This window comes from Ralstonia mannitolilytica (assembly GCF_000954135.1).
In the GTDB taxonomy this organism is placed as follows: Bacteria; Pseudomonadota; Gammaproteobacteria; order Burkholderiales; family Burkholderiaceae; genus Ralstonia; species Ralstonia mannitolilytica.
Genome location: NZ_CP010800.1, coordinates 237,142 through 261,426, shown reverse-complemented (window position 1 = coordinate 261,426; position 24,285 = coordinate 237,142). Strand labels below are relative to the sequence as shown.

Genomic DNA, 24,285 nt, shown 5'->3' with positions numbered 1-24,285 from the left:
TCCTGGGAAACCCGCCCCTCGGCGTGATGGCCACTGCACCGGGTTGCAGTGATACTTGTCATCCGGAGGCGGTGCGAAGAGGCCCGCAGGGCAGTTCACCATGAGGAGCGGATTCCCAATGAATGCATGGACGAAGCGTCGCGGCGCAGTGGTCGGGCGGCTGCTGTTGGCGGTGGTTGCGGTGGTGGTCGTGCTGGCGCTGTGCGTGGCCGTCAATACGTGGCGGCACGGCTCGCGCCAGCTCGATGTGCCGCCCGTGACGCCGGTGGCGGTGGACGGTGCTGCGGCAGCGGCGCACCTGGCCGAAGCCGTGCGCGCCCGCACGGTCTCCAGCGTCACCGACGCGCAGTTGAACGCCGACCAGTTCCGCCAGCTGCACGCCATGCTGCAGGCGCGTTACCCCAGGGCCCACGCAGTGCTCCAGCGCGAACTCGTGGGCGATTTCGCCTTGCTTTACACGTGGAAGGGCTCCGACCCGTCGTTGAAGCCCATCATGCTGATGGCGCACCAGGACGTCGTGCCCATCGCCCCCGGCACCGAGGGCGACTGGACGGAGCCGCCCTTTGCCGGCGTGGTGAAGGACGGCATGGTCTGGGGCCGCGGCGCGTGGGACGACAAGGGCAACCTGATCTCGCAGATGGAAGCCATCGAGCTGCTGGCCGCCGGCGGTTTCCAGCCGCGCCGCACCATCCACCTGGCCTTTGGCGCCGACGAGGAAGTGGGCGGCGACCGGGGCGCCCGGCAGATCGCCGCGCTGCTCAAGTCGCGTGGCGAGCGGCTCGATTTCGTGATCGACGAAGGGCTGCTGATTACCGAGGGCGTGCTGCCGGGCCTGACCAAGCCGGCCGCGCTGATCGGGGTGGCGGAAAAGGGTTTTCTCTCGGTGCAGCTGAAGGTGGCGGCAACGCCGGGGCATTCGTCGATGCCGCCGCCGCCCGGCCAGAGCGCCATCGCCATGATGAGCGCCACGCTCAAGCGGCTGGACGACGATCAGCTGCCCGCCGGCATCCGCGGCGTTGCGCAGGAGATGTTTGCCACGCTGGCACCCGAAATGCACGGTTTCAGCCGCGTCGCGCTGTCGAACCTGTGGCTGTTCGGGCCGATGGTGCAGAAGCAGCTGGAAGCGTCCGGCAGCTCCAACGCCATGCTGCGCACCACCACAGCGCTGACCATCGTGCAGGCCGGCAACAAAGACAACGTCCTGCCGGGCCGCGCCGAGGCCACGGTCAATTTCCGCCTGCTGCCCGGCGACACCATTGCGTCCGTCACCGCGCACGTGGAAGACGCCGCCAAGACCGCCGCGCCGCAGGGCAAGTTCGAACTGATCAAGCTGCCCGGCTCAAGCGAGGCGTCGCCCGTGTCGCCCACGCAGTCGGCGTCGTATCAGCTGATCAACAAGACGGTGCGTGAGCTGTTTCCGGGCACGGTGGTGGCGCCGGGCCTGATGATCGGTGCCACGGATTCGCGCCACATGACCGGGATTGCCGACCATGTGTATCGCTTTTCGCCGGTGCGCGCGCGGCCCGAAGACCTGCCGCGCTTTCATGGCACCAACGAACGCATCACCGAGGCCAACCTGGTGGAGCTGATCCGCTTCTACCACCGGCTGGTGCAGCAGGCGGCCGGCTGAACTCAGTGCGCGGCGGCCACCAGTGCGTCGATGTGCGCATCGTTGGTAGCCTCGGGGCGGCGCAGTTGCGTGCTGCGTGTGCCGTCCACGGAGATGGCCGTGTCGCCGTGCACCGTCACGCGGCGCACCACGCGCGGCTGGTTGCCGTAATCGTTGATGGCGTAGTGCTGCGTGGCACGGTTGTCCCAGATGGCGACGTCGTCCTGCCGCCATTGCCAGCGCACGGTGTTCTCCAGCCGCGTCACGCGCTGCTGCAGCAGCTCGAACAGCCGCGCAGACTCGCTGCCCGACACGCCGGCAAAGCGTTTGACGAAATGGCCCAGCAGCAGGGCGCGTTCGCTCGTCTCGGGATGGACATGCACAACCGGATGCGACGCCTCGTACACGGCGGCGGTGAATACGTCGCGGTGATGCCGCAGGCGCGCCTCGTTGATCTGCGTGCGTTCGGCACCGTAGTCGTAGTCGTTGGTATGGACGGCCCAGAGCTGCTCGGCGAGCTGCTTGAGCGTGTCGGGCAGCTGCTCGTAGGCGCGCGCGGTGTTGGCCCACACCGTGTCGCCGCCGTAGGCCGGAATCGTCACGGCCCGCAGGATCGACACCTTCGGAAACGCATCGAGAAACGTCACGTCGGTGTGCCAGGAATCGGCCCGGCCGCCGCCCTTTGAAGCATCGAGTTCGAACAGCTGCGTGCCGGTCGGCGCGGGCACCGTCGGGTGCGCGACGATGCGGCCAAAACGCTTGCCGAACGCCTGGTGCTGCTCGTCGTCCAGATGCCGCTGGTCGCGAAAGAACAACACCTTGTACTTGAGCAGGGCGGCGTACAGGCTGGCGAACGTGTCTTCGGGCAGGTCCGCGCCCAGCTTGACGTCAAGCACCTCGCCGCCGATATGTCCGGCCACCCGGCGCACCCGCAGGGTTCCGAACGCTGTGTCGATGGCGCTGTCGTGGTTCTGGCTGGGGTCGTGCGGCATGGGCGGCTCCGGCAAATAGGGCAATGGCCCATGCTAGCCAGCCGCCGCCGCGCACAGAACGAACGGATTGACATATCCAAATGCAGTTCTGTCTGTCGTCGCACGGAACTGTTCGAGAAAGATGCTGAACAGTCCTGTCAAACTGTTCGCAACTGTTCATGTCCAATCCCCACCCTGCCGCGCAAGATGGAGTCGTGCCGATCTGCAGTGCCATAACAATCCACCACGAACCCCCGGCACAGGAGTCTCCATCATGCGCGAAATCAGGATCTTCGAACTTGACCGGCAGGGCGTGCCGGTAAGCTGGCGATCGGCGCGGGCCCAGACCATCGCCGCACAGGCCGGGTTGTTGTGGGTCACGCAGGAGCATCAGCGGCAGGACATCTGGCTCAGGCCGGGGCAGTCGATCGACGTGCCGGCGGGCGTGCGCTTCTGGCTCTCCGGCGAGACGGTGGACGGTACGCCCGCGCGCTTTTCCGTGACCGAAGACGTCAACGCCCCGCGCCGCCTGCTGCGCTTCGTCGGCCTGCTGGTGGCCGCCGCGTACCGCCGGATCGTGCGCGATGACGGCCAGGACGCCACGCGCACGCCCTCGGCGCTGCGCATCGGCACATGACGAAGCCGCGCGCCTAGTTGGGAAACACGAGCCGGAACTCGGTCCGCCCGTGCGGCGGGCTGCTGGCTTCCACGCTGCCGCCGTGCAGGTCCATGATGGTCTTCACGATCGCCAGCCCCAAGCCCGTCGACTGGCTCGACCGCGCGCCGGATTGTGCACGCGAAGGGTCGCCGCGGTAGAACCGCTCGAACAGCAGCGGCAGGATCGCCGCCGGAATGCCGGGCCCGGGGTTGCGCACGCGGATCGCGGTGGCGTGCGGCAGCGTCTCGATGGCCACGTCGATGCGCTCGCCGGTGGGGGTGTGGCGCAGCGCGTTGTCGAGCAGGTTGTTCAGCGCCCGGCGCAGCAGCGTAGCATCGGCACGGACGAGGCCATCCCCGGTGACGTCGATGACGATGTCGCGGTCGGCGGCCACGGCTTCGAAGTAGTCCACCAGTACCTGAACCTCGTGGCGTGCCTCGAGCATGGCGGTGGCGACCGCCACGCGCGTGTGGTCGGCGCGCGCGAGAAACAGCATGTCTTCGATCATGTGCGACAGGCGCGCGTACTCCTCCAGGTTCGATTCGAGCACGCTGCGGTACTCGTCGGCCGCGCGCGGGTGGGCCAGCGTGACTTCGGTCTGCCCGACCAGGTTCGCCAGCGGTGTGCGGAAATCGTGCGCCAGGTCTGCGGAGAACTGCGACAGGCGTGCGAAGCCGTCCTGCAGCCGCGCGAGCATGGCATTGAGCGAGGCGAGCAGGTCGGCCAGTTCACGCGGCGCACCCTCCAACGCCAGGCGCGTCTCGAGCTGACTCGGGACCACGGCCGCTGCCTGCCTGCCGATGCGCGCCAGCCCGCGCAGCGTGCCGCGCACCAGCAGCAGGCTCAGCAGCGCCACGGCGGCCACACCGCCGACGACCGCAAACACGATGTGACGCTGGTACTTCGCCAGCAACGCTGCACGGCTGTCGCCGTCCTGCGCGACCAGCACGATCACCTTCGTACCGCGCTCGCCCAGCGGCGCCTCGGCCGCCACAGCACGCGACACCATGCCTGCCATCGATGTCCATGTCTGTACCGCAGGCTCTGAAGGGGCCACGCCGGCCGGCACAATGGCCGGCATCCCGACCGCCTCGCCTTCGGGGTTCACCTCCACCAGCGTGCGGCCGTCCGGGGCGGCAATGCGCAGGATCAGGCCGTCATGGCCGGACACCACGTCGGTGTAACGGTGGGCGTTGCGTGCCAGGTCGTCGACGCCCGCGGCCTCGCTGGTCAGATGCCGCAACTGCGCGATCTTGCCGAGCAGCATCGCATCGTCGGCGGCACGCAATTGCGCATTCAGCGCGTAATACAGGTACGTGCCCGCTGCGGTGAGCGTGACCGACGCCACCACCACGAACGCCAGGACCAGGCGGCCGGCAAGCGAAGCGGGCCAGCGCATCAGCGGGCTGCCTCGTCGAGCACGTACCCCATGCCGCGCAATGTGTGGATCAGCTTGTGCTCGAATGGGTCGTCGACCTTGGCGCGCAGGCGGCGGATCGACACGTCCACCACGTTGGTGTTGCTGTCAAAGTTCACGTCCCACACCTGCGACGCTATCAGCGAGCGCGAAAGCACCTCGCCTGCGCGGCGCGCCAGCAGGTGCAGCAGTGCGTATTCCTTGGCGGTCAGGTCGATGCGTTGGCCCGCGCGCGTGACGCGGCGCCTGATGGTGTCGATGGTCAGGTCCGCAATTTCGAGGATCTCGCTCTCGCGCATCGGGCCGCGCCGCAGGATGGTGCGTATGCGCGCCACGAGCTCGGCAAAGGCGAACGGCTTGACGAGGTAATCGTCGGCGCCGAGTTCCAGCCCCTTGAGCCGGTCGGGCAGTTCGTCGCGCGCGGTCAGGAACAGCACCGGCGTGCTCTTGTGCCGGCGCAGTTCCTGGATGAGCTGCCAGCCGTCCATGCCGGGCAGCATGACGTCCAGCACGATCAGGTCGTAGTCATGCTCCATGGCCTGAAAGAGGCCGTCGGGGCCGGTGCGGGCAAGGTCGGCCACGAAGCCGGATTCGGTCAGGCCCTTGCGGAGGTAGTCGCCCGCCTTGGGCTCGTCTTCAACGATGAGCAGTCGCATGGTGAGAAAGGCGCGGGCGCTGGTGGCCCGCCGTGCTGCCAATGCCGCCACGATAGGCCAAAACCCCCGTGGAGGCGACAAAGATGACAACTTTGTCATCTTCGGGTCATGCCCGCGTGGCGCGCCCCTCCGTAGACTGGCCGCACCGACATCGCCCCTTCCTGCTGCTGGTGTCGGCATTTTTCGAAGGAGATGATCATGGCGATCCGATTCCCACGTGCGCTCTGGCTGGCCGCCCTGGCGGCAACCCTGGCAACCGGCACCGCCCTTGCCGCCCAAGACCTGCGCGGCGACTGCTGCGAGCCGCAGGCCAAGCCGATGGCTGCCCCACTGGCCAAGACCGGCACGCGAGACGCCTATACCGACGGCGCCCGAACGGGCGCGCGCGACCCGTACACCGACGGTGCTGCGCAAGCCGTGCTCGAGGCCCGCGTCGGGGCGCGTGATCCGTACACCGACGGCGGCTTGAGCGGCCCCCGCGCACGCGATCCGTACGCAGCCGGTGCGCACGCGTGATGCCCTGGCTGCCGCCTGTTGCAGCCGCCATCGCCGGTTGCGCGGCTCTGATGCCGGCCGCGGCGATGGCGCTCGACCTTACCGCGCCGACGGCCGCATCGGCATCCGGCGAACCGGCCGTGGCCCAGGGCCAAGCCGGCCGGGTGACCTTGCAGCAGGCCATCGACCGTGCCATGCAGACGCACCCGGCGATCGCGGCGGCCGGTTACGAGATCGCCGCCAGCGAAGGCGCGCTCGACCAGGCGCGCCGCTGGCGCAATCCCGAGGCCGCCTTCACGACCGAGGACGTGCGCCGCGATCGCGCCACGATGACGGCGCAATTGAACATTCCGCTCGAACTTGGCGGCAAGCGCGGCGCCCGGACGCGCGCCGCAGAAGCCGCGCGTGACGCGACGGCGCAAGATGCCGCGGTGCTGCGCGCCGAACTGCGTGCCGACGTCACGCGCGCGTTCTTCGACCTGCTGATCGCGCAGGAGCGCCTGTCGCTGGCGCAGGCGTCGGACACCTTGGCCGCCGAGGCCGAATCGGCCGCCGCACGGCGCGTGCAGGCGGGCAAGGTGTCCCCCGTGGAGCAGACCAAGGCTGGTGTGGTGCGGGCCAGCGCCGCCATCGAGTTGCGCGATGCCCAGGCGGAACTGCAGGTTGCGCAGCGCGCGCTGGCCGCGTTCTGGGGCGGTACGCCCTTCGCCCCGGAAGCCGACGGCAGCGTCGAGACCCTGCCCATCGTGCCGCCGGAAGCCCGCGCGGCGGCCGGGGCGCTGGAGGCCACGCCGCGTGCCGTCCGCGCCCGGCTCGAGATCGAACGCCGCCAGGCACTCGCCAATGTGGAGCGCGCCAAGCGCGTGCCCGACGTCACGCTCACCGTGGGGGCCAAGCGCGACAGCGCGGCGAACAACAACATGGCCGTCGTCGGCATTGCCGTGCCGCTGCCGTTGTTTGACCGCAACCAGGGCAGCCTGCTCGAGGCGCAGCGCCGGGCTGACAAGGCGTTCGAAGACTACCGCGCATTGCAGCTCGAACAGGGCGCCGCGCTCGCGCAGGATGTCGCGCGGCTCGAGGCCGCCCGCGCGACCGTGCAATCGCTGCGCGCCAATGTGCTGCCCGGCGCGCAGCGCGCGTACGATGCCGCCCGCATCGGCTTTGATGCCGGCAAGTTCAACTTTCTCGATGTGCTGGACGCGCAGCGCACGCTGTTCCAGGCGCGAGCCCAATACCTCGCCGCACTGTCGCGCGCGCATCAGGCCGCTGGCGGCATCGATCGCATCCTGGGCCGCTAGCGCCCGCTTCCTTTCCTGCTGACATGACACTTCCCCCGCAACAACGGCGCGCCATCGCGCTGATCGTCGTGCTCGGTGCGCTGGCCGCGACCGGCCTGTGGTTCGGCATGGGCGCCCGGCCATCGCCAACGGCCGAGCCGGAAGCCGGCGCTGCCGCAACGGACACCGCCGAGGGCCATCACGCCGAACTGCTGGCCATGACGCCGGGCGCCATGGCCAATGCAAACATCGGCGTGGAGACGGCCGGCCCCGCCGAGCTGCGCACCGAAGTCGTCTTGCCGGGTGAGATCCGCCTGAACGAAGACCGCACCGCGCATGTGGTGCCGCGCGTGGCCGGCGTGGCCGAGAAGGTCGCCGTGGAACTGGGCCAGGCCGTCAATCGTGGTCACCTGCTGGCCGTGCTGTCGAGCCCCGCGCTGTCGGACCAGCGCAGCGAGCTGCAGGCTGCCCAGCAGCGTCTCGCGCTCGCACAGCAGGCGCATGCACGCGAGAAGCGGCTGTGGGAGCAGGGCATCGCTGCCGAGCAGGATTACCAGCAGGCCCGCACCGCATTGCAGGAAGCGCGCATCGCGGCCGACAACGCGCGCCAGAAGCTGGCGGCCATCGGTGCCGCGCCCGGCGGTTCGGCGTTGAACCGCTTCGAGTTGCGGGCGCCGTTCGACGGTGTCGTCGTGGCGAGGCATCTTTCGCAGGGCGAGGCCGTGCAGGCAGAAACGGCCGTCTTTACCGTGGCTGACCTGCGGACCGTGTGGGCCGATTTTTCCGTCACGGCCAAGGACCTGGAGGCGGTGACGACCGGCGCTGCGGCAACGGTGCGCGCCACCGCCACCGGCACCGCGGTCGACGGCAAGGTGTCATACGTGGGCGCATTGCTGGGCGAGCAGACGCGCACCGCGCCCGCCCGCGTGACGCTCGACAACCCGAAGCTGGCGTGGCGGCCCGGCATGTTCGTCAACGTGTCGGTGGAGTCGGGCCGGGCGCGTGTGCCCGTGGCCGTGCGTGCCGAAGCCTTGCAGACCGTCGATGACAAGCCCTCCGTGTTCGTGCCCGTGGAGGGCGGCTTTGAAGTGCGCCCCGTCAAGACCGGCCGCACCGACGGCACGTGGACGGAAATCGTCGAAGGGCTGGCCGCCGGCACGCGCTATGCCGCCGCCAACAGCTACGTGCTCAAAGCCGAGGCCGGCAAGTCCGCCGACCACGGCCACTGACGGAGGCGCCATGTTCGAACGCCTGTTGCGCACCGTCATTGCCCAACGCTGGCTCGTGCTGCTGGCCGTGCTGGCCGCCGCCGCTTTCGGTGCGTATAGCTACACGCGCCTGTCGATCGATGCGGTTCCGGACATTACCAACGTGCAGGTGCAGATCAACACGCCTGCGCCCGGCTACTCGCCGCTGGAGACGGAGCAGCGCATCACCTATGCGCTGGAGACCGCAATGGCGGGGCTGCCGAAGCTCGAGCAGACGCGCTCGCTGTCGCGCTACGGGCTGTCGCAGGTGACCGTCATCTTCAAGGAAGGCACCGACATCTACTTTGCGCGCCAGCTCGTGAGCGAGCGCCTGCAGGCCGCCAAGGAACAGCTGCCCGACGGCATCTCGCCGAGCATGGGGCCGGTCTCCACGGGGCTGGGCGAGATCTACCTGTGGACGGTCGAGGCAGACGCGAATGCGCGCAAGCCCGATGGCACGGCTTACACACCAGCGGACCTGCGTGAGCTGCAGGACTGGGTGATCCGTCCGCAGATCCGCAACGTGCCGGGCGTGACGGAGGTCAATACCATCGGTGGATTCGCCAAGGAATTCCTGGTGGCGACGAGCCCGGAGCGGCTGGCGTCGTACAGGCTGACGCTGGCCGACGTGGTGTCGGCGCTTGAGCGCAACAACGCCAACGTCGGCGCGGGCTATATCGAGCGCAAGGGCGAGCAATACCTCGTGCGTGCGCCCGGCCAGCTGCGTGATGCGGCCGACATCGGCAACGTCGTGCTCGCCAGCCCCAACGGCACGCCGGTGCGCCTGCGCGATGTCGCCACGATCGACAGCGGCAGCGAGCTGCGCACGGGCGCGGCCACCAGCAACGGGCGTGAGGTCGTGCTCGGCACGGCGTTCCTGCTGATCGGCGAAAACAGCCGCACGGTGTCGCAGGCGGTGGACAAGCGCATGCAGGACATCCGCAAGACGTTGCCGGCCGGCATTCGCGTCGAACCGGTGTATGACCGCACGGTACTCGTTGACAAGGCCATCGCCACCGTCAAGAAGAACCTGGTGGAAGGCGCCATCCTGGTGATGGCGGTCCTGTTCGTCTTCCTCGGCAATCTGCGCGCGGCGGTGCTGACGGCGCTGGTGATTCCGCTGTCGATGCTGATGACCTTCAGCGGCATGGTGTCGGCCAAGGTCAGTGCGAACCTGATGAGCCTGGGCGCACTCGACTTCGGCATCATCGTCGACGGCGCGGTGGTGATCGTCGAAAACTGCGTGCGGCGCCTCGCGCATGCGCAGCAGGTGCGGGGCCGGCCACTGAGCCGCGCCGAGCGCCTTGACGAAGTGTTCGAAGCCGCCCGCGAAGCGCGCCGCCCGCTGCTGTACGGCCAGTTGATCATCATGGTCGTGTACCTGCCGATCTTCGCGCTGTCGGGCGTGGAAGGAAAGATGTTCCACCCGATGGCGACCACCGTCGTGCTGGCGCTCGCGGCGGCCATGGTGCTGTCCATCACGTTCGTGCCAGCAGCGGTGGCCCTGTTCATCGGCGAGCGCGTGTCGGAGAAGGAAAACCGCCTGATGGGCTGGGCGCGCCGCACGTACGCGCCGCTGCTCGAGCGCGTGCTGGCAGCGCCTGCCGTGGTGATGACGTTTGCCGTGGTGGCCGTGGCGGTCTCGCTGGTCGCGGCCACGCGCCTGGGTGCGGAATTCGTGCCGAGCCTGAACGAAGGCGACTTCGCCATGCAGGCGATGCGTGTGCCGGGCACGGGCCTGGCGCAATCGCTGGAGATGCAGAAGCAGATCGAGCGCACGCTCAAGGCCAAGTTTCCGGAGATCGAGCGCGTGTTCGCGCGTACCGGTACCGCGGAGGTCGCCACTGACGTGATGCCGCCCAGCATTTCCGACGGCTACATCATGCTCAGGCCCGAGCAGGACTGGCCGGCCGGCCCAGCGGGCACGCGCCGCACGCGCGACCAGTTGCTTGCCGATATCCGCGCCGTGGTGCAGGCGCTGCCGGGCAACGCATACGAGTTCTCGCAGCCGATTCAGCTGCGCTTCAACGAGCTGATCTCTGGCGTGCGCAGCGATGTGGCGGTCAAGCTGTTTGGCGACGACATGGCCGTGCTGGAGGCGCAGGCCAGGACCATCGCCGCGCAGCTGGGCAAGCTGGCCGGCGCAACGGAAGTGAAGATCGAGCAGACCGGCGGCCTGCCGTTTTTGAACGTCGACATCGACCGGGAGAAGGCCGCGCGCTACGGCCTGTCGGTCGGCGCGATCCAGGACACGGTGTCCGCAGCCATCGGCGGCAAGGACGCCGGTACGGTGTTCCAGGGGGACCGCCGCTTCGGCATCGTGGTGCGTCTGCCGGAAACGTCGCGCAGCGATCCGGCCTCGCTGGGCCGCCTGCCGTTGGCATTGCCCAACGGGCAGGGCTACGTGCCGTTGTCCGACGTGGCCACGCTCAACGAGGTGAGCGGCCCCAACCAGGTCAGCCGCGAAGACGGCAAGCGGCGGATCGTCGTCAGCGCGAATGTGCGCGGCCGCGACATCGCCTCGTTCGTCGAAGAGGCGCAGGCCGTGCTCGATGCGCAGGTGCGCCTGCCCGCGGGGTACTGGATGGCCTGGGGCGGGCAGTTCGAGCAGTTGCAGTCGGCCACGCAACGCCTGCAGTTCGTGGTGCCGCTGGCGCTGAGCCTCGTGCTCACGCTGCTGTTCATGATGTTCGGCAATCTCAAGGACGGCTTGCTCGTGTTCTCCGGCATTCCGTTTGCGCTGTCGGGCGGCATCCTGGCGCTGGCGTTGCGCGGCATTCCGCTGTCGATCTCGGCCGCCGTGGGCTTCATCGCCCTGTCCGGCGTGGCGGTGCTCAACGGGCTGGTGATGCTCACCTTCATCCGCAGCCTGCGCGAAGCCGGCAAGTCTGTGGACGAGGCCGTGCGCGAGGGCGCGCTCACGCGCCTGCGGCCGGTGCTCATGACGGCCCTGGTGGCTTCGCTCGGCTTCGTGCCGATGGCGCTGGCCACCGGCACGGGCGCCGAGGTGCAGCGTCCGCTCGCCACGGTGGTGATCGGGGGGATCCTGTCGTCGACGGCGCTCACGCTGCTGGTGCTGCCGGTGCTGTACCGGCTGGCGTATCGACGGGCGGCGCCGGCCGCGCGGGCAGACGCTCTTGCGCCGTCTGCCGCGCCGTAGTGCAACGCTTACTGCGCGTTCAGCGCCGCGATGATCTTGTCTGCGTGGGCCTTCAGCGTCTCGGGCGCGGCCTGCACGCGGGCGTGCGGATGCAGCTCCTTGCCGGGATAGCGCGGCAGCACGTGGAAATGCACGTGCGGCACCGTCTGGCCGGCGGCAGCGCCGTTGAGCTGGAACACGGCGATGCCCGGGGCGGAGAAGGCATCGCGCACCGCACGTGCGAGCTTGCGCGTCGTGACGATTGCCGCGGCTGCAGCTTCGTCCGACAGGTAGAACAGTTCCGTGGCGCCTTCCTTGGGCAGCACCAGCACGTGGCCGTCGGCCTGCGGCATGATGTCCATGAAGGCCAGGGTGTGCTCGTCTTCATACACCTTGGTGCAGGGCAGCTCGCCGCGCAGGATCTTGGCGAAGATGTTCTGGTTGTCGTAGGTCGCGTCAGGCATGGGTGTCTCCGGCAAACAAAAAAATGGCAGCGGGCAGTATATATGCGACGTACGGCGCCGCGCCGGGCGCCCAAGCTCGGGGCGACGCGTCAAGCCTAGCCATCGTCCATCGACAGCGGTGCGGCGACGTGCTCGAGCGGCTTGCGTTCGGCTGCCGTGCCCCAGCGCGCCTGCACCCCGGCGGCGAGCAGCATCAGTGCCGCGCCCAACGCGTAGCCGGCAAACACGGCGCCGCGCGAATGGGTATCGATGAGCCAGCCGAACAGCGCCGGCCCCGCCACACCGCCCAGCCCTGTACCGACGGCGTAGAACAGCGCAATGGCGAGCGCGCGCACCTCGAGCGGGAACGTCTCGCTCACCGTCAGGTACGCTGAACTGGCGGCAGCCGAAGCGAAGAAGAACACCACGGTCCATGCGAGCGTCTGTGTGGCGCCGTCCAGCACGCCGGCCTTGAACAGCGCACCGCTGGCAAGCAGCAGCACGCCGCTGGCTGCATACGTGGCGGCAATCATCGCGCGCCGGCCCACGACGTCGAACAGCCGCCCCAGCAGCAGGGGCCCGAGAAAATTGCCGAGCGCAAACGGCAGCAGATACGTGCCGACCTTCGTGGCCGGCACGTCGTAGAAGTCCGTCAGCACGAGCGCGTAGGTAAAGAAGATGGCGTTGTAGAAGAACGCCTGCGCCGCCATCAAGGCAAGCCCCACCAGTGCGCGCTGCCGGTGCTGCACGAACAGCACGCGCGCCACTTCCAGCAGGCTAGGATGGCCGCGGCTGCGCAGGCGCAGGGTTGGCACCGGTGCACCGTCGAAGCAATGGCCCCGCGCCGCGATCTCGTTTTCGATCGTGCAGACGATGGCCTGTGCTTCTTCATGGCGGCCGCGGGTGAGCAGCCAGCGCGGGCTTTCCGGAATCCAGAAGCGCATCACCAGGATGACGAGCCCCAGCGCCGCGCCAATGAAGAAGCACAGCCGCCAGCCGATATCGACGCGCATGTGCGCAGGGTCCAGCAGCCACAGCGATGCGCCGGCGCCCACGGCCGCACCGACCCAGAACGTGCCGTTGATGGCGAGGTCCGTCCAGCCGCGCACGCGCGCCGGTGTGAGCTCCTGGATGGTCGAGTTGATGGCCGCGTATTCCCCGCCGATGCCCGCGCCCGTGAGCGCACGGAACACGACGAGGCTGGCGAAGTTCCACGAAAACGCCGTCGCCAGCGTGGCCGAGATGTACACGCCCAGCGTGATGAAGAACAGCTTGCGGCGGCCGAGCCGGTCCGTCAGCCAGCCGAAGAGCAGCGCGCCGAGCACCGCGCCGGCCAGGTACGCGCTGCTGGCCATGCCGACCTGCGCATTGGTGAGCCGCAACGCCGGGCTTTGCTTGAGCGCACCGGCCACCGCGCCCGCCAGCGTCACCTCGAGCCCATCGAGCAGCCACGTGATGCCCAACGCGATGACCACGCGCGTGTGGAAGCGGCTCCAGGGCAGGCGGTCGAGCCGGCCGGGCAGGTCCGAGGTGTGAGGGGCTGGCGATCCGGGCATCGCGGCGCACTCCGGCTGATGGAATGCGCACGATGCAGCACGATTTATTCCTGCGAGGCTTTGCGCGGGCGCTCGAGGGGGGCGCCGGCCAGCAGCGTGTCTTCGAAGAAGCGGCGGCGCGCGTCCTTGTCGGGCTTGCTGCCCTGGTTCCAGAGCAGTGCCTCGGAAAGCTGATACGCGTACAGCATGAATGCGCGTGTCTTCGCGTCCTTGCGCGCAAAGCCCATCGCCTGGAAGTGCTTCACGTAGTAGTCCATGCGGTGCTCGTCGACCGCGTCGACTGCCTCCTGCGCCATGGGGTCGCGGCGTGCCCACGCACGGATGGCGAATTCGATCATGGCGGTGCGGCGCGCGCTGCGTCCGCGAAACGGCAGGGCGAGCAGATCGCGCACCAGCCCCTGCACCGACGCGTTCTGCCGCTCCAGCTTGGGGCCGATGCGCGTGCGTTCGCTCCAGTCCTGCAGCACCTGGTGGAGCAGGTCGTCGCGGTTCTTGAAGTGCCAGTAGAAGCTGCCGCGCGTGACATCCAGCTGCTTGGCGAGCACGTCCACGCGCACGGCGTCGATGCTCTTGGTCACCAGCAGATCCGTGGCGGCGCGCACCCAGTCGTGGGGCGTGAGCTGTGTACGGGGCGTGGGGCTGGCGGATGCGGTGTCGACGGGTGCGTCGTGTTCGTCGATCAGCGGGGAGGTCATGCGCACCTCGGCGGCGTGGACATGAAGGCGGATTCTATCGACGCCGGCACGGCTGTCCAGCGCTTCAATCGGGCTGGCGCCCCCAGGTTTGCGCGGGTTGACACGTCAACAAACGCACTTCTACCATGCACATACGTTTGTGTATGGAAGGAACGAGCTGCCGCAAGCCTCGGTTTGCGGTTTTGTGAAGGTGCCATGCTCGACGATGCCTTCTGCACGGCGTCCACCGATAAAAGACAAGACATCAGGAGACATTTGCATGAAGGCATTTCGAGTCGCACTGTGCGCGGCCGCCGTGGCAGGCGCATTCTGCGCAGGGGCTGTACACGCCGAGACCGTCAAGATCGCCTGGATCGATCCGCTGTCCGGGCTGATGGGCGCGCTGGGCCAGAACCAGCTGCGCAGCTGGCAATACGCGGCGGACCTCGCCAACCAGCAGAACTGGAGCGGCAACGGCACCAGGTTTGAAGTCGTCGGCTTTGACAACAAGGTCTCGCCGCAAGAGAGCCTGACCATCCTCAAGCAGATCACCGACCAGGGCATCCGCTATGTCGCGCAGGGCGACGGATCGAGCGTGGGCATGGCGCTGCAGGATGCCATCGCCAAATACAACGACCGCAACCCGGGCAAGGAGATCATCTACCTGAACTACGCCGCGGTCGATCCGGACATGACGAACAGCAAGTGCAACTACTGGCACTTCCGCCTGGACGCCAACTCCGACATGAAGATGGAGGCGCTGACGACGTATCTGGCGAAGGATCCGAACATCAAGAAGGTGTACCTGCTGAACCAGAACTACTCGTTCGGCCACCAGGTGGCGCGCGCGGCCAAGGAATACCTCAAGCGCAAGCGTCCGGACATCCAGGTCGTTGGCGAAGACCTGCATCCGCTCGCGCAGGTGAAGGACTTCTCGCCGTACGTCGCCAAGATCCGCGCATCGGGGGCCGACACCGTCATCACCGGCAACTGGGGGAGCGATCTCGCGCTGCTGATCCGCGCATCGAAGGATGCGGGCCTGAACACGAACTTCTATACGTACTACGCCGGCACCACCGGCGTGCCGACGGCGATGGGCGCCTCGGGTGCCGACCGCGTGAAGGTGATCAGCTACTTTGCGCCGAACGACGGCAACCCGAAGACGAACGCCGTGCTCGACGGCTTCAAGAAGAAGTACAACGACGACTTCTTCAACGCCGATGTCTATACCGGCATCGCGTTCCTCGCCAAGGCCATCAAGACGACGGGCTCGGCCGAGCCCGCCAAGGTGGCCAAGGCGATGGAAGGCATGACGGTGGAAAGCCTCAACGGCCCGGTCGAGATGCGCAAGACCGACCACCAGGCCCAGCAGACGCTGTACGTGACCACCTGGGTCAAGGCCGACGGCAAGAAGATCAAGTACGACCAGGAAAACACCGGCTACGGCTGGCGCACCGACGTCACGCTCGAGCCGCACCTGGGCGCGCAACCGACGTCGTGCCAGATGAAGCGGCCGACCTCGTGATTGCGTGATCGCGTAGCAACCGTTCCCGGCCGGGGCTGCGGCTCAGACCGGGGATACCACGCCCGTGCCGGCCAGGTGCCCGCGGGCGTTCTCCAGGAAGCGGTCGACCGTCGCCTGCACCGATTCCGGCGACCAGCCCGCAATGTGCGGCGTCAGCACGACCTGCTCCAGGTCCAGCAGCCCGGCCGGCGGCGCTGGCTCGCTCTCATAGACATCCAGGCCCGCGCCACCCAGCCTGCCGGCGCGGATGGCGGCTTCCAGCGCGGCCGTGTCGACCACGCTGCCGCGCGCGATGTTCACCACGTAGCCATTCGGGCCCAGCGCTTCCAGGATCGTCTGGTTGACGAGGTGCCGCGTCTGCGCACCGCCCGGTGTGGCGACGATCAGGAAATCCGCCCATTCGGCCATGTCCTTGAGCGCATCGAAGTAGCGGTAGCCGGCCCCTTCGCGCGGCTTGCGGTTGTGATAGCCGATCTGCATGTCGAAGCCGGCTGCGCGGCGCGCGATCTGCAGGCCGATGGTGCCCAGGCCCACGATGCCCAGGCGCTTGCCCCACACGCCGGGCTGCAGCGGAATGTCGTCGCGCCAGACGCCGTTGCGCGTGGTGCGATCCAGCTTGGGGATGCCGCGCACCGTGGCCAGCAGCAGGCCCATGGCATGGTCGGCCACGCAGGCGTCATTGGTGCCGGCGCCATTGGCCACCACCACGCCGCGCTCGCGGGCCGCCTGCACGTCGATATTCTCGTAACCGGCGCCCAGTGCGCACGCGAGTTCCAGCCGCGGCATGGCGTCCATCTCCGCTGCCGTCAGCCCCGTCGAGCCGTTGGTGAGAACGATGCGCACGTGGTGCCCGTCGCGGGCGATGGCCGCATCGCGTTCGGCCCGGGTCGGTGCGTGGATGACGTGGAAGTGTGGCGCGATCTGCGCCACGTTCTCGGGCGTCATCGCAATGAGGATCAGCAGCGTCGCTTGCATGGTGAGGAGGACAGGGCTGGCCGCGTCTTGTCGGCTGGCAGTGCCGCGCGCGGCGCCCGGCGATGATAGCGCGCCGCCGGGCGGCATGCCGAAGCCCTGTCCGCGACGCGGTTACACCGCGTTACCGATGAGCAGGTTTGGTTGCACGGGCCGGTCCGGCCACGGCATAGACTTTGCGGCACCAGGCGCATCGCCACGCCGGAGCGTATGGCCCCGGCCGGCCAAGACGCCTTGTCCACAAGACGGGATTCATCATGCGAGCAACGAACAAGTCCGACCGTGCAGGGCGTGCAGCACGCTGGGTGGCGCTGGCCACGTTGACTGCCATGGCAGCAGGTCTGGCCGGGTGCGTCACGGCACCGCCGTACAGCAGCTACGGCGCGGGTTATGGCGCCGGCTATGCGGCCGGCAGCAACGCGTACGGCAGCACGTCATACGCCAGCAGCTATACCAGCGGGTACGGCAACACGTACGGCAACGGCTACGGCAGCTACGACCCGAACGCGCCGCAGCCGTATGGGCCGCAGCCGGCGCCTGCCTATTCGCAGCCGAATTACTCGCCGTATCCGAGCACGTATCCGAATAGCGGCGACCAAGCCTACCAGGCGCCTGCCGACAACCGCTACGGCGTCGTCGAGTATGTCGAGGCCGTGCCGGTGCGCGGCCAGCCGAGCGGCGTGGGCGCCGTGCTCGGCGGTGTGGTGGGCGGACTGCTTGGCCACCAGGTCGGCGGCGGCCGCGGCAATACCGTGGCGACCATCGGCGGCGCAGTGGCCGGGGCCATGGCGGGCAATGCGGTGGAAGGCAATACCGTGGTCGGCCAGACCTACCGCGTGACCTTGCGCCTGAACGACAACTCGCGCGTGACGCTGACGCAGAACAATCCCAACGGCCTGCGCGCCGGGGACCGGGCCCGCATCGAAAACAACATGGCGGTGCCGTACTAGGCACTTTCGTTCGCCTCACGTCTGGCATGGGAGTCAGCCCGCTTCAGAAACCACGCGGGCTGGCCGATATAGCGGGAGCGACAACCCGCTGTGACTCTCATGCTGAATCGACTTTCCATCCGCTTCCGACTCAACGCGGCCCTGGCGCTGCTTGCCGTGCTGCTGGCCGCCATTGGCGCCATCGGCGTGGTAGGGATGCGTGCGTCCGAGGCGAACATCAAGGACATCTACACCAACCAGCTGGCCTCGACGTCGCTGCTCGGCAAGGCACAGTTGAATGCGGCCATTGTGCGCACGACGCTTGACCGCGCGGTGTTCCATCCGGACGCCGCGGATGTGCCGGCCATCCTCGACAAGGCCAACGGCTACCGCGCCAAGTCCGACGATGCCTGGAAGCAATACAAATCGCTGCCGATGGGCGCCGAGGAGGCGCGCCTGGCCGCCGACGTGGAGGCCAAGCGCAACGCGCTCTTCCGCGATGGCATCGAGCCGCTGATGAACGCATTGCGCGCACGCGATGCCGCTGCCGCCGACCACGTGGTGATGAACACGATCCCGCCGCTGTCGGTGGCGCTGTCCGCCGCCGCCGATGCGCTGGACCGCAGCCAGGTGGAGCAGGCCAAGGCCGCTTACGAGGGCGCGGTGGCGCGCTCGCGGGCCTTCCTGATGCTGGTGGTCGGCGCCATCGCGCTGGGCATCGCGGCGGCGCTCGGTTGCGCGTTCGGCCTGCATCGTGCGATCTCGGTGCCGCTGTCGAACATGCTGGGGCACTTCGGCGAGATCGCGCGTGGCAACCTGACCGAGCGCATCACCGTGCGCAGCCAGGACGAGATGGGCGCGCTCACCCAGGGCCTCATCGACATGCAGCGCGGGCTGATCCGCACGATCGAGACGATGCGCCGCGGCAGCGAGTCGATCGCCAGCGCCACCAAGCAGATTGCCGCCGGCAACATGGATCTGTCGCAGCGCACCGAGGAACAGGCCAGCTCGCTGGAAGAGACGGCATCGAGCATGGAAGAGCTCACGAGCATCGTCAAGCAGAACGCCGACAACGCCCGTCAGGCCAGCCAGCTTGCCGGCAACGCGTCGGACATTGCCGTCAAGGGCGGCGAGGTCGTCGGCCGTGTCATTGAAACGATGTCCGGCATCAATGAAAGCAGCAAGAAGATCGCCGACATCATCGGCGTGATCGAGGGGATTGCGTTCCAGACCAACATCCTCGCGTTGAACGCTGCGGTCGAGGCTGCGCGTGCGGGCGAGCAGGGGCGCGGGTTTGCGGTGGTGGCGGGCGAGGTGCGCAGTCTCGCGCAGCGCTCGGCCACGGCGGCCAAGGAGATCAAGGCGCTGATCAGCGATTCGGTGGGCCGTGTGGAGAACGGCTCGACGCTGGTGAGCGAGGCCGGCGCCGTCATCGACGAGGTGGTGGTGGCCGTCAAGCGCGTGACCGACATCATGGGCGAGATCTCCGCTGCGTCGGACGAGCAGAGCGCCGGCATCGAGCAGGTCAACCAGGCCGTGACGCAAATGGACGAGGTCACGCAGCAGAACGCGGCGCTGGTCGAGCAGGCTGCCGCGGCAGCACAGTCGCTGGAGGAACAGGCCGGCGTGCTGCGCGAGGCGGTGGCTTCGTTCCGCCTGCCGCCGGCCGGCACGCATGTCGCGCCGCAGGCCGTGGTAGCCGTGCAGCCAGCACCGCCAGCCGCCTCGGCAGCCGCTGCGAAGCCGGCGGTGCGCAAGCCCGCCACGACGGCGCCGCGCGTCGCCCGCCCGCGTGCGGCTACGCCGGCCAAGCGTCCGATGCCGACGCCAGTGCCGGCAGCAGCGCCCAGTACGCCTGCCGCGGCAGCCGAGCCCAAGCCCGGCAAGCTTGCCCTGGCTGCCGCTTCAAGCGACGCAGACGACTGGGAACAGTTCTGACGCCCACCCGCCGATCCGCATTTCGACAAGCCGCGCCCGGTGCGCGGCTTTATGTTTCAGCCATGCAACCAATTGGCCCGATTGCGCGGGCGGATGTTGCCGATGCGGTCGACAGACGGCGTGGCGGGCCTCGCGCGGGCCCGACTCCATGTGCGCGCCGCTCGCGCTTGAAGCGCGCTGTCGCGCGTGAACCGTTTGCCGGCAAGGCACGGCGCCCCCAATCGGCCGGGGTGCTGCTTTTCGGGCAGCACGGCGCGTGCTGCCGCCGCCGCGGCGGTCACCGGCCCACCTAACCCGAACACCCTGCACCGGAGCGGACCTCGCCTCCGTCGTTCGTACGGCGGCGCTGTCCGCTGCCTGGACGACGGTTTCGACTTGCCCACTGTGGCTGGGCTTCGCTGCGATACCGGCCCCGCTCTCGCCCGCCGCGATGTGCGTTCATCCATGCAACAACCCGGCGCGTTCGGCAGCGGCTGCGCGGGGGTGCGGCGCAGGACACCGCATAACCGCGCGCCCTCGCGGGTCTTGGTATGGTCCTCGCGTTCCCCCGGCGGAAGCGGGCAGGAGAGCGACGCATGCCACACGATCCGAGCCGATCGACGGCATGCCACCGCGTAAGCGGTCGCCCCGCACATCGATAAGACCTTGGGGGAATCAATGGCGGCGCAAAGCGGGGGAGTGTCCGGGCACGGGCAATGTGCCGGCATGGAGGAGCGGCCATGACCGACGTGCCATGGGAGCTCTATCTGGCGTTGCTCAACACGCTGACGATGGCGACCACGCTCGTCATCCTGATCAGCACGGCCGACGATTTCTTTCTCGACGCGTTCTATTGGCTGCGCGAGCTGTGGCTCTGGCCGCAGCGCGGCCGCACGCCCGTCACGATCGCGGCTGAAGAACTGCGCCAGCGCGAGGAGCAATGGCTCGCCATCATGGTGCCGGCATGGAAGGAGTACGACGTCATCGCCAAGATGGTGGAGAACACGCTGGCGACGATGGAGTACACGCGCTTCATCATCTTTGCCGGCGCCTATCGCAACGATGCCGAGACCACCGCCGAGGTCGAACGCATGGTTCGGCGCTATCCCGGCCGTGTGGTGCGCGCGGCCGTCACGCACGATGGCCCGACGTGCAAGGCCGACTGTCTGAACACCATTGTCCAGACGATCCTGCGCTACGAGGCCGGGCACGGCATCCGCTTTGCCGGCGTGATCATGCACGACTGCGAAGACGTGATTCACCCGCTGGAGCTGAAGTACTTCAACTACTTCATCCGCGATCAGGACCTCGTGCAGTTGCCGGTGCTCTCGCTGGAGCGCAAGTGGTACGAGTGGGTGGCCGGCACCTACATGGACGACTTTTCCGAGACGCACCAGAAAGACCTGGTGGCCCGCCAGGCGCTTACCGGCACGGTCCCGGGCGCCGGCGTGGCGCTGTGCTACAGCCGGCGCGCCATCGAGGCGGTGATGAAGGCGCGCGGCGATGCGCCGTTCAACACCAGCACGCTCACCGAAGACTACGACTTCAGCTTCCGGCTGCGCGAGCTCGGCATGCGCGAAGCGTTTGTGCACTTCCCGATCTGCGAAACCACGCCCCCGCAGGAAGACGCGCAGGGCAAGGCGCATGCACGCTGGCATCTCGGGCGGCGCAAGCCGCGGCGCGTGCAGCTGCTCGCCACGCGTGAGTATTTCCCGAGCACGTTCCGCACGGCCTACCGGCAGCGTGCGCGCTGGGTGCTCGGCATCGCGTTCCAGGGCTGGCTGCAGATGGGGTGGGACGGCAACCTTGTCACCAAGTACATGTTCTTCCGCGACCGCAAGGGCGTGGTGACGGCGCTGTTCTCCATCCTCGCGTATGTGCTCTTGCTCAACTACCTGGTGCTGGGCGTGCTGCTCGCCAAGGGCTGGGCCGCGATACCGGCCGGCACCCTGGCGGTGAACAGTCCATGGATGCACCAGCTGCTCGCCATCAACGCCGTGCTGCTCGCCAACCGGCTCGCGCAGCGCGTGTACTTCGTGGGCCGGCTCAATGGCCCGCTGCAAGGCGTGCTGTGCCTGCCGAGGCTGGTGGTGAACAACTTCATCAACTTCTTCTCGGTGTGCCGTGCCTGGAAGATCTTTCTGATCTACTGCCTGACCGGCAAGCCCATCGCGTGGGACAAGACCCAACACATCTACCTGTCGAATGACGCGCTGGGCCGCACGCGCGGCAGGCTTGGCGAGACGCTCGTCAAATGGGAAGTCATCACGCAGGAGCAGCTTGACGCGGCGCTGGCCATCCATCGGGAGACGGGGCAGCGGCTTGGGCAGGTGCTCCTGCGGCAAGGCCTGGTCACGCCCGACACGTTGGCCGATGCACTGGCCGAGCAGGCCGACCTGCCGCGCGTGAGCCTGACCAACGTCGTGCTCGGGGCGCTGGCAGATTGCCTGCCGCGCGACCTGGCGGTGCGGCATCACGTCGTGCCGTTCTCGATCGGCGAAGACGGCTCGCTCAACATTGCCGTGTCGGAGTTGCCCAACGGCGAAGCGCTCGAAGAGCTGGCCCGCGCGGCCGGCCGCAAGGTGGCGTGCTTCATGGCGTGCGACCACGAAATGTCGGCCGAACTCGCGCTCTTGGCCGACCTCAACCGCCGCGCCACGGTCGTCTTCGGCCCCGCGGCGTACTCGGCCACACTGGCCATCGAATCCATGACGGGCGCCGGCCCAAACCTGTCCGCAGGCACGGCACCCGCGCCCGAGGCTCCCAACATCCCCCCGATACCCGTGCCGCCGGACCCGCCACCGGGACCCGAGGCGCGTCCCAATCCATCCGTCGCGGGAGGTGTGGCATGAACACTGGACGAAAGAACGTTTCGGCATTGCGCAGGCCGCGCTGGCCCATCGCGGCGGCGGTGTGGGCGCTGTGCCACGGGGTGTCGGTTGCCGAGCCCGCAGCGCAGCCGCTGCAGCCCGACGCCTATTTCCGCGCCGACCGTGCCTACCGCGCCATCGACGCGAGCCGGCTCGACGATGCCGAAGCCGCCACACGCGCCGCGCTCGCCGTGCAGCCCGACAGCCTGCAGCTCAACCTGCTGCTGCTCGACGTGCTGACGCGCGAGGGGCGCATCGATGCCGCGCGCGCGCTGGCCGATGGGCTGCTGCAGAAGTATCCGAACGAGCCGCGCGTGTATGCGCAGCACGGCTTCCTTGCTCAGAAGGCCGGTGCGCCGGCAGTGGCCGAGCAGGACTTTGCCCGCGCCGTGCAGGGCGCTGAGTGGACGCCGCAGGAACAGCGCAACCTGCATCTGGCCTGGTCGGACAATGCGTACTCCGCCCGGCATCCGCGGGCAGCGCTCGAGGCGCTTGCCCCGTTGCAGGATCAGCCGGATGCCGCCGTGCAGCTGCGGCTCGCGCAATCGCGCCTGCAGCTCGGGGACCGCGATGGTGCGGCGCAGGCTGCCTCGCTGGCTTCCGAACACGCGACCGACCCGGCGCAGCAACAGTACGCAAAGGCGCTGCTTGCCCAGGCGATGGCACCCGAGGCCCAGCCGGAAAGCGCTGCCGCGGACGATGCGCGCGCGGCGGGGCAGCGTGCGTTGAACGAAGCCTACGAACACCTGCGCGCCCGTGACGACCGCGCTGCGCTCGCCGCATTCCAGAGCGGCTTCTCGGTCGGGCAGGGCAACTGGAGCCATTACGCGGATGCGGCGTACGCCGCCAAGCGCCTCGGCGACAACCCGACCGCCATCGAGCTGTTCCGTCAAACGCTGGACCGCGCCGATGCCGATGCCAGGACCGAGGGCGGCAGCAACGGTGACGACCGCCTGAGCGCGGACCGGCGTTTCGGGTACCGGCGCGAAGTTGAACAGATGCAGCGCACGGTCGGCATGGTGCTCTCAGGTGCGTACCAGACCTCGGCGTTCGGCTTGCCCAACACCGTGAGCATCGCGCAGGCCGGCACGGAGGTGTACTGGCAACCGCCTGGCATCGGCTACCGCGACGGCAGCATCTTCCAGGTCTTCGCGCGCGGTTACGACAGCGTGTACGACCGCAACGGCACCACCGGCCTGCCGACGGTGCAGGGTTCCGTCGGCGCGCGCTACAAGCCGATCAAGGACATCAACCTTGTCTTCACCGCAGAGCGCCTGTTCCGCATCGGCCGGCTCACCAGCAACGACACCCTGCTGCGCATCGGCTTCTCGACCGACCAGGGCATCGACCTGCAGGTGACGAAGCCGCGCTGGCAGACGTGGCAGGTGTATGGCGAGGGCGCCTACTTCATCAACGCGGGCCGCATGATCGTGAGCACCGAGGCGCGCTACGGGCACACCTGGCGCATGGCTTCCATCAGCGATCGCCTGACGGTGTATCCGCACATCGTGCTGGCGGGCGACCACGATAACAAGGCAGTGGGCCAGCGCCTCGCACTGGGCGTTGGCCCAGGCATCAATCTGCGGTACTGGTTTCGCGAGACGCCGTACAGCGCTCCGGCCAGCTGGCTGGATCTGACCGTGCAGTACCGCCTGCCGCTGACCCATGCGGACCGGGCAAAGGGGGTGGTGGCGCGCGCCGTCTTGTGGTTCTGAGCTGGTGGACGTTGCGTACGTGCGTTCCATCAAGGAACGGCCGCGGGCCACGCATCAAGCAGACCCCACAGAGGTGTCGCGAATGAAACGTTTCTGACAGTTGCCGCAAGTGGATCACGAAGAGGGACGGGCAATGGCGCCTGCAGGATGGCGCCGTACCGCCACGGTGGGGACAAAACAGCATGGATGGCACGACCTTCGCTCCATTGGCAGAG

The 24,285-nt window shown here is 68.2% G+C and carries 18 protein-coding genes; 11 read left to right on the top strand and 7 right to left on the bottom strand.

Annotated elements, in window-relative coordinates; genetic code table 11:
- Positions 1–118: 118 nt before the first annotated feature.
- Positions 119–1,630 carry a M20 family peptidase gene (locus TK49_RS17745; protein ID WP_045218607.1) on the top strand — a complete coding sequence of 504 codons (1,512 nt, stop codon included), beginning with the start codon at positions 119–121 and terminating at the stop codon, positions 1,628–1,630.
- 2 nt (positions 1,631–1,632) lie between these two features.
- Here the strand turns inward: TK49_RS17745 and TK49_RS17740 are convergent, their stop codons facing one another.
- A complete protein-coding gene (locus TK49_RS17740) occupies positions 1,633–2,601 on the bottom strand; it encodes a TauD/TfdA dioxygenase family protein (RefSeq protein WP_045218605.1) in 969 nt (322 codons plus the stop codon).
- Positions 2,602–2,854: 253 nt separating this feature from the next.
- Here TK49_RS17740 and TK49_RS17735 point away from each other — a divergent pair, with 253 nt between their 5' ends.
- Positions 2,855–3,217 (top strand): DUF2917 domain-containing protein, encoded by a 363-nt coding sequence (locus TK49_RS17735; RefSeq protein ID WP_045218601.1) that lies wholly within the window; start codon positions 2,855–2,857, stop codon positions 3,215–3,217.
- Between the two features lie 13 nt (positions 3,218–3,230).
- Here the strand turns inward: TK49_RS17735 and TK49_RS17730 are convergent, their stop codons facing one another.
- Together TK49_RS17730 and TK49_RS17725 are read right to left on the bottom strand one after the other, a co-directional pair.
- Complete coding sequence (locus TK49_RS17730) at positions 3,231–4,640, bottom strand: heavy metal sensor histidine kinase (protein WP_045218599.1); 1,410 nt, start codon at positions 4,638–4,640, stop codon at positions 3,231–3,233.
- Entirely contained in the window at positions 4,637–5,311 is a 675-nt protein-coding gene (locus tag TK49_RS17725; protein WP_045218597.1) for a heavy metal response regulator transcription factor, read from the bottom strand. Before TK49_RS17725 ends, TK49_RS17730 begins: the two co-directional genes overlap by 4 nt.
- Positions 5,312–5,509: 198 nt before the next feature.
- Between TK49_RS17725 and TK49_RS17720 the strand changes: the two genes are divergently transcribed.
- The 4 genes from TK49_RS17720 to TK49_RS17705 are packed head-to-tail and all read left to right on the top strand — an operon-like array spanning position 5,510 to position 11,490.
- Positions 5,510–5,827 (top strand): hypothetical protein, encoded by a 318-nt coding sequence (locus TK49_RS17720; RefSeq protein ID WP_045218596.1) that lies wholly within the window; start codon positions 5,510–5,512, stop codon positions 5,825–5,827.
- On the top strand, positions 5,827–7,104 hold the full coding sequence (locus tag TK49_RS17715; RefSeq protein WP_045218593.1) for a TolC family protein: 1,278 nt from the start codon (positions 5,827–5,829) through the stop codon (positions 7,102–7,104). The genes TK49_RS17720 and TK49_RS17715 overlap by 1 nt, the downstream gene beginning before the upstream one ends.
- A 23-nt stretch (positions 7,105–7,127) precedes the next feature.
- Positions 7,128–8,312 (top strand): efflux RND transporter periplasmic adaptor subunit, encoded by a 1,185-nt coding sequence (locus TK49_RS17710; protein WP_045218591.1) that lies wholly within the window; start codon positions 7,128–7,130, stop codon positions 8,310–8,312.
- 10 nt (positions 8,313–8,322) lie between these two features.
- A complete protein-coding gene (locus tag TK49_RS17705; protein ID WP_045218588.1) occupies positions 8,323–11,490 on the top strand; it encodes an efflux RND transporter permease subunit in 3,168 nt (1,055 codons plus the stop codon).
- An 8-nt stretch (positions 11,491–11,498) separates the two neighbouring features.
- Here TK49_RS17705 and TK49_RS17700 read toward each other — a convergent pair whose 3' ends face one another.
- From TK49_RS17700 to TK49_RS17690, 3 genes are all read right to left on the bottom strand, one after another.
- The gene (locus tag TK49_RS17700) at positions 11,499–11,933 is read right to left on the bottom strand and encodes an HIT family protein (RefSeq protein WP_045218586.1); all 435 of its coding nucleotides are present in this window, start codon (positions 11,931–11,933) and stop codon (positions 11,499–11,501) included.
- Between the two features lie 95 nt (positions 11,934–12,028).
- Positions 12,029–13,468, bottom strand: a complete 1,440-nt coding sequence (locus TK49_RS17695; RefSeq protein WP_045218584.1) for an MFS transporter — start codon at positions 13,466–13,468, stop codon at positions 12,029–12,031.
- A 44-nt stretch (positions 13,469–13,512) separates the two neighbouring features.
- Entirely contained in the window at positions 13,513–14,163 is a 651-nt protein-coding gene (locus tag TK49_RS17690; RefSeq protein ID WP_045218582.1) for a TetR/AcrR family transcriptional regulator, read from the bottom strand.
- A gap of 259 nt (positions 14,164–14,422) precedes the next feature.
- Between TK49_RS17690 and TK49_RS17685 the strand changes: the two genes are divergently transcribed.
- Positions 14,423–15,667 carry a branched-chain amino acid ABC transporter substrate-binding protein gene (locus TK49_RS17685; protein ID WP_045218580.1) on the top strand — a complete coding sequence of 415 codons (1,245 nt, stop codon included), beginning with the start codon at positions 14,423–14,425 and terminating at the stop codon, positions 15,665–15,667.
- A 42-nt stretch (positions 15,668–15,709) separates the two neighbouring features.
- On the opposite strand, the gene TK49_RS17680 is transcribed toward TK49_RS17685, so the two are convergent.
- Positions 15,710–16,642, bottom strand: a complete 933-nt coding sequence (locus tag TK49_RS17680) for a 2-hydroxyacid dehydrogenase (protein WP_045218578.1) — start codon at positions 16,640–16,642, stop codon at positions 15,710–15,712.
- A 254-nt stretch (positions 16,643–16,896) separates the two neighbouring features.
- On the opposite strand from TK49_RS17680, the gene TK49_RS17675 reads away from it, so the two are divergent.
- The 4 genes from TK49_RS17675 to TK49_RS17660 all read left to right on the top strand — a co-directional run bounded on the left by TK49_RS17675 (position 16,897) and on the right by TK49_RS17660 (position 24,070).
- On the top strand, positions 16,897–17,589 hold the full coding sequence (locus TK49_RS17675) for a glycine zipper 2TM domain-containing protein (RefSeq protein ID WP_045218576.1): 693 nt from the start codon (positions 16,897–16,899) through the stop codon (positions 17,587–17,589).
- 99 nt (positions 17,590–17,688) lie between these two features.
- Positions 17,689–19,506 (top strand): methyl-accepting chemotaxis protein, encoded by a 1,818-nt coding sequence (locus tag TK49_RS17670; protein WP_045218574.1) that lies wholly within the window; start codon positions 17,689–17,691, stop codon positions 19,504–19,506.
- 719 nt (positions 19,507–20,225) lie between these two features.
- The gene (locus TK49_RS17665) at positions 20,226–22,337 is read left to right on the top strand and encodes a glycosyl transferase family protein (RefSeq protein WP_045218571.1); all 2,112 of its coding nucleotides are present in this window, start codon (positions 20,226–20,228) and stop codon (positions 22,335–22,337) included.
- Positions 22,334–24,070, top strand: coding sequence for a bacteriophage N4 adsorption protein A (locus tag TK49_RS17660; protein WP_045218568.1), 1,737 nt, complete (start codon positions 22,334–22,336; stop codon positions 24,068–24,070). The genes TK49_RS17665 and TK49_RS17660 overlap by 4 nt, the downstream gene beginning before the upstream one ends.
- The last annotated feature ends 215 nt before the right edge of the window (positions 24,071–24,285 follow it).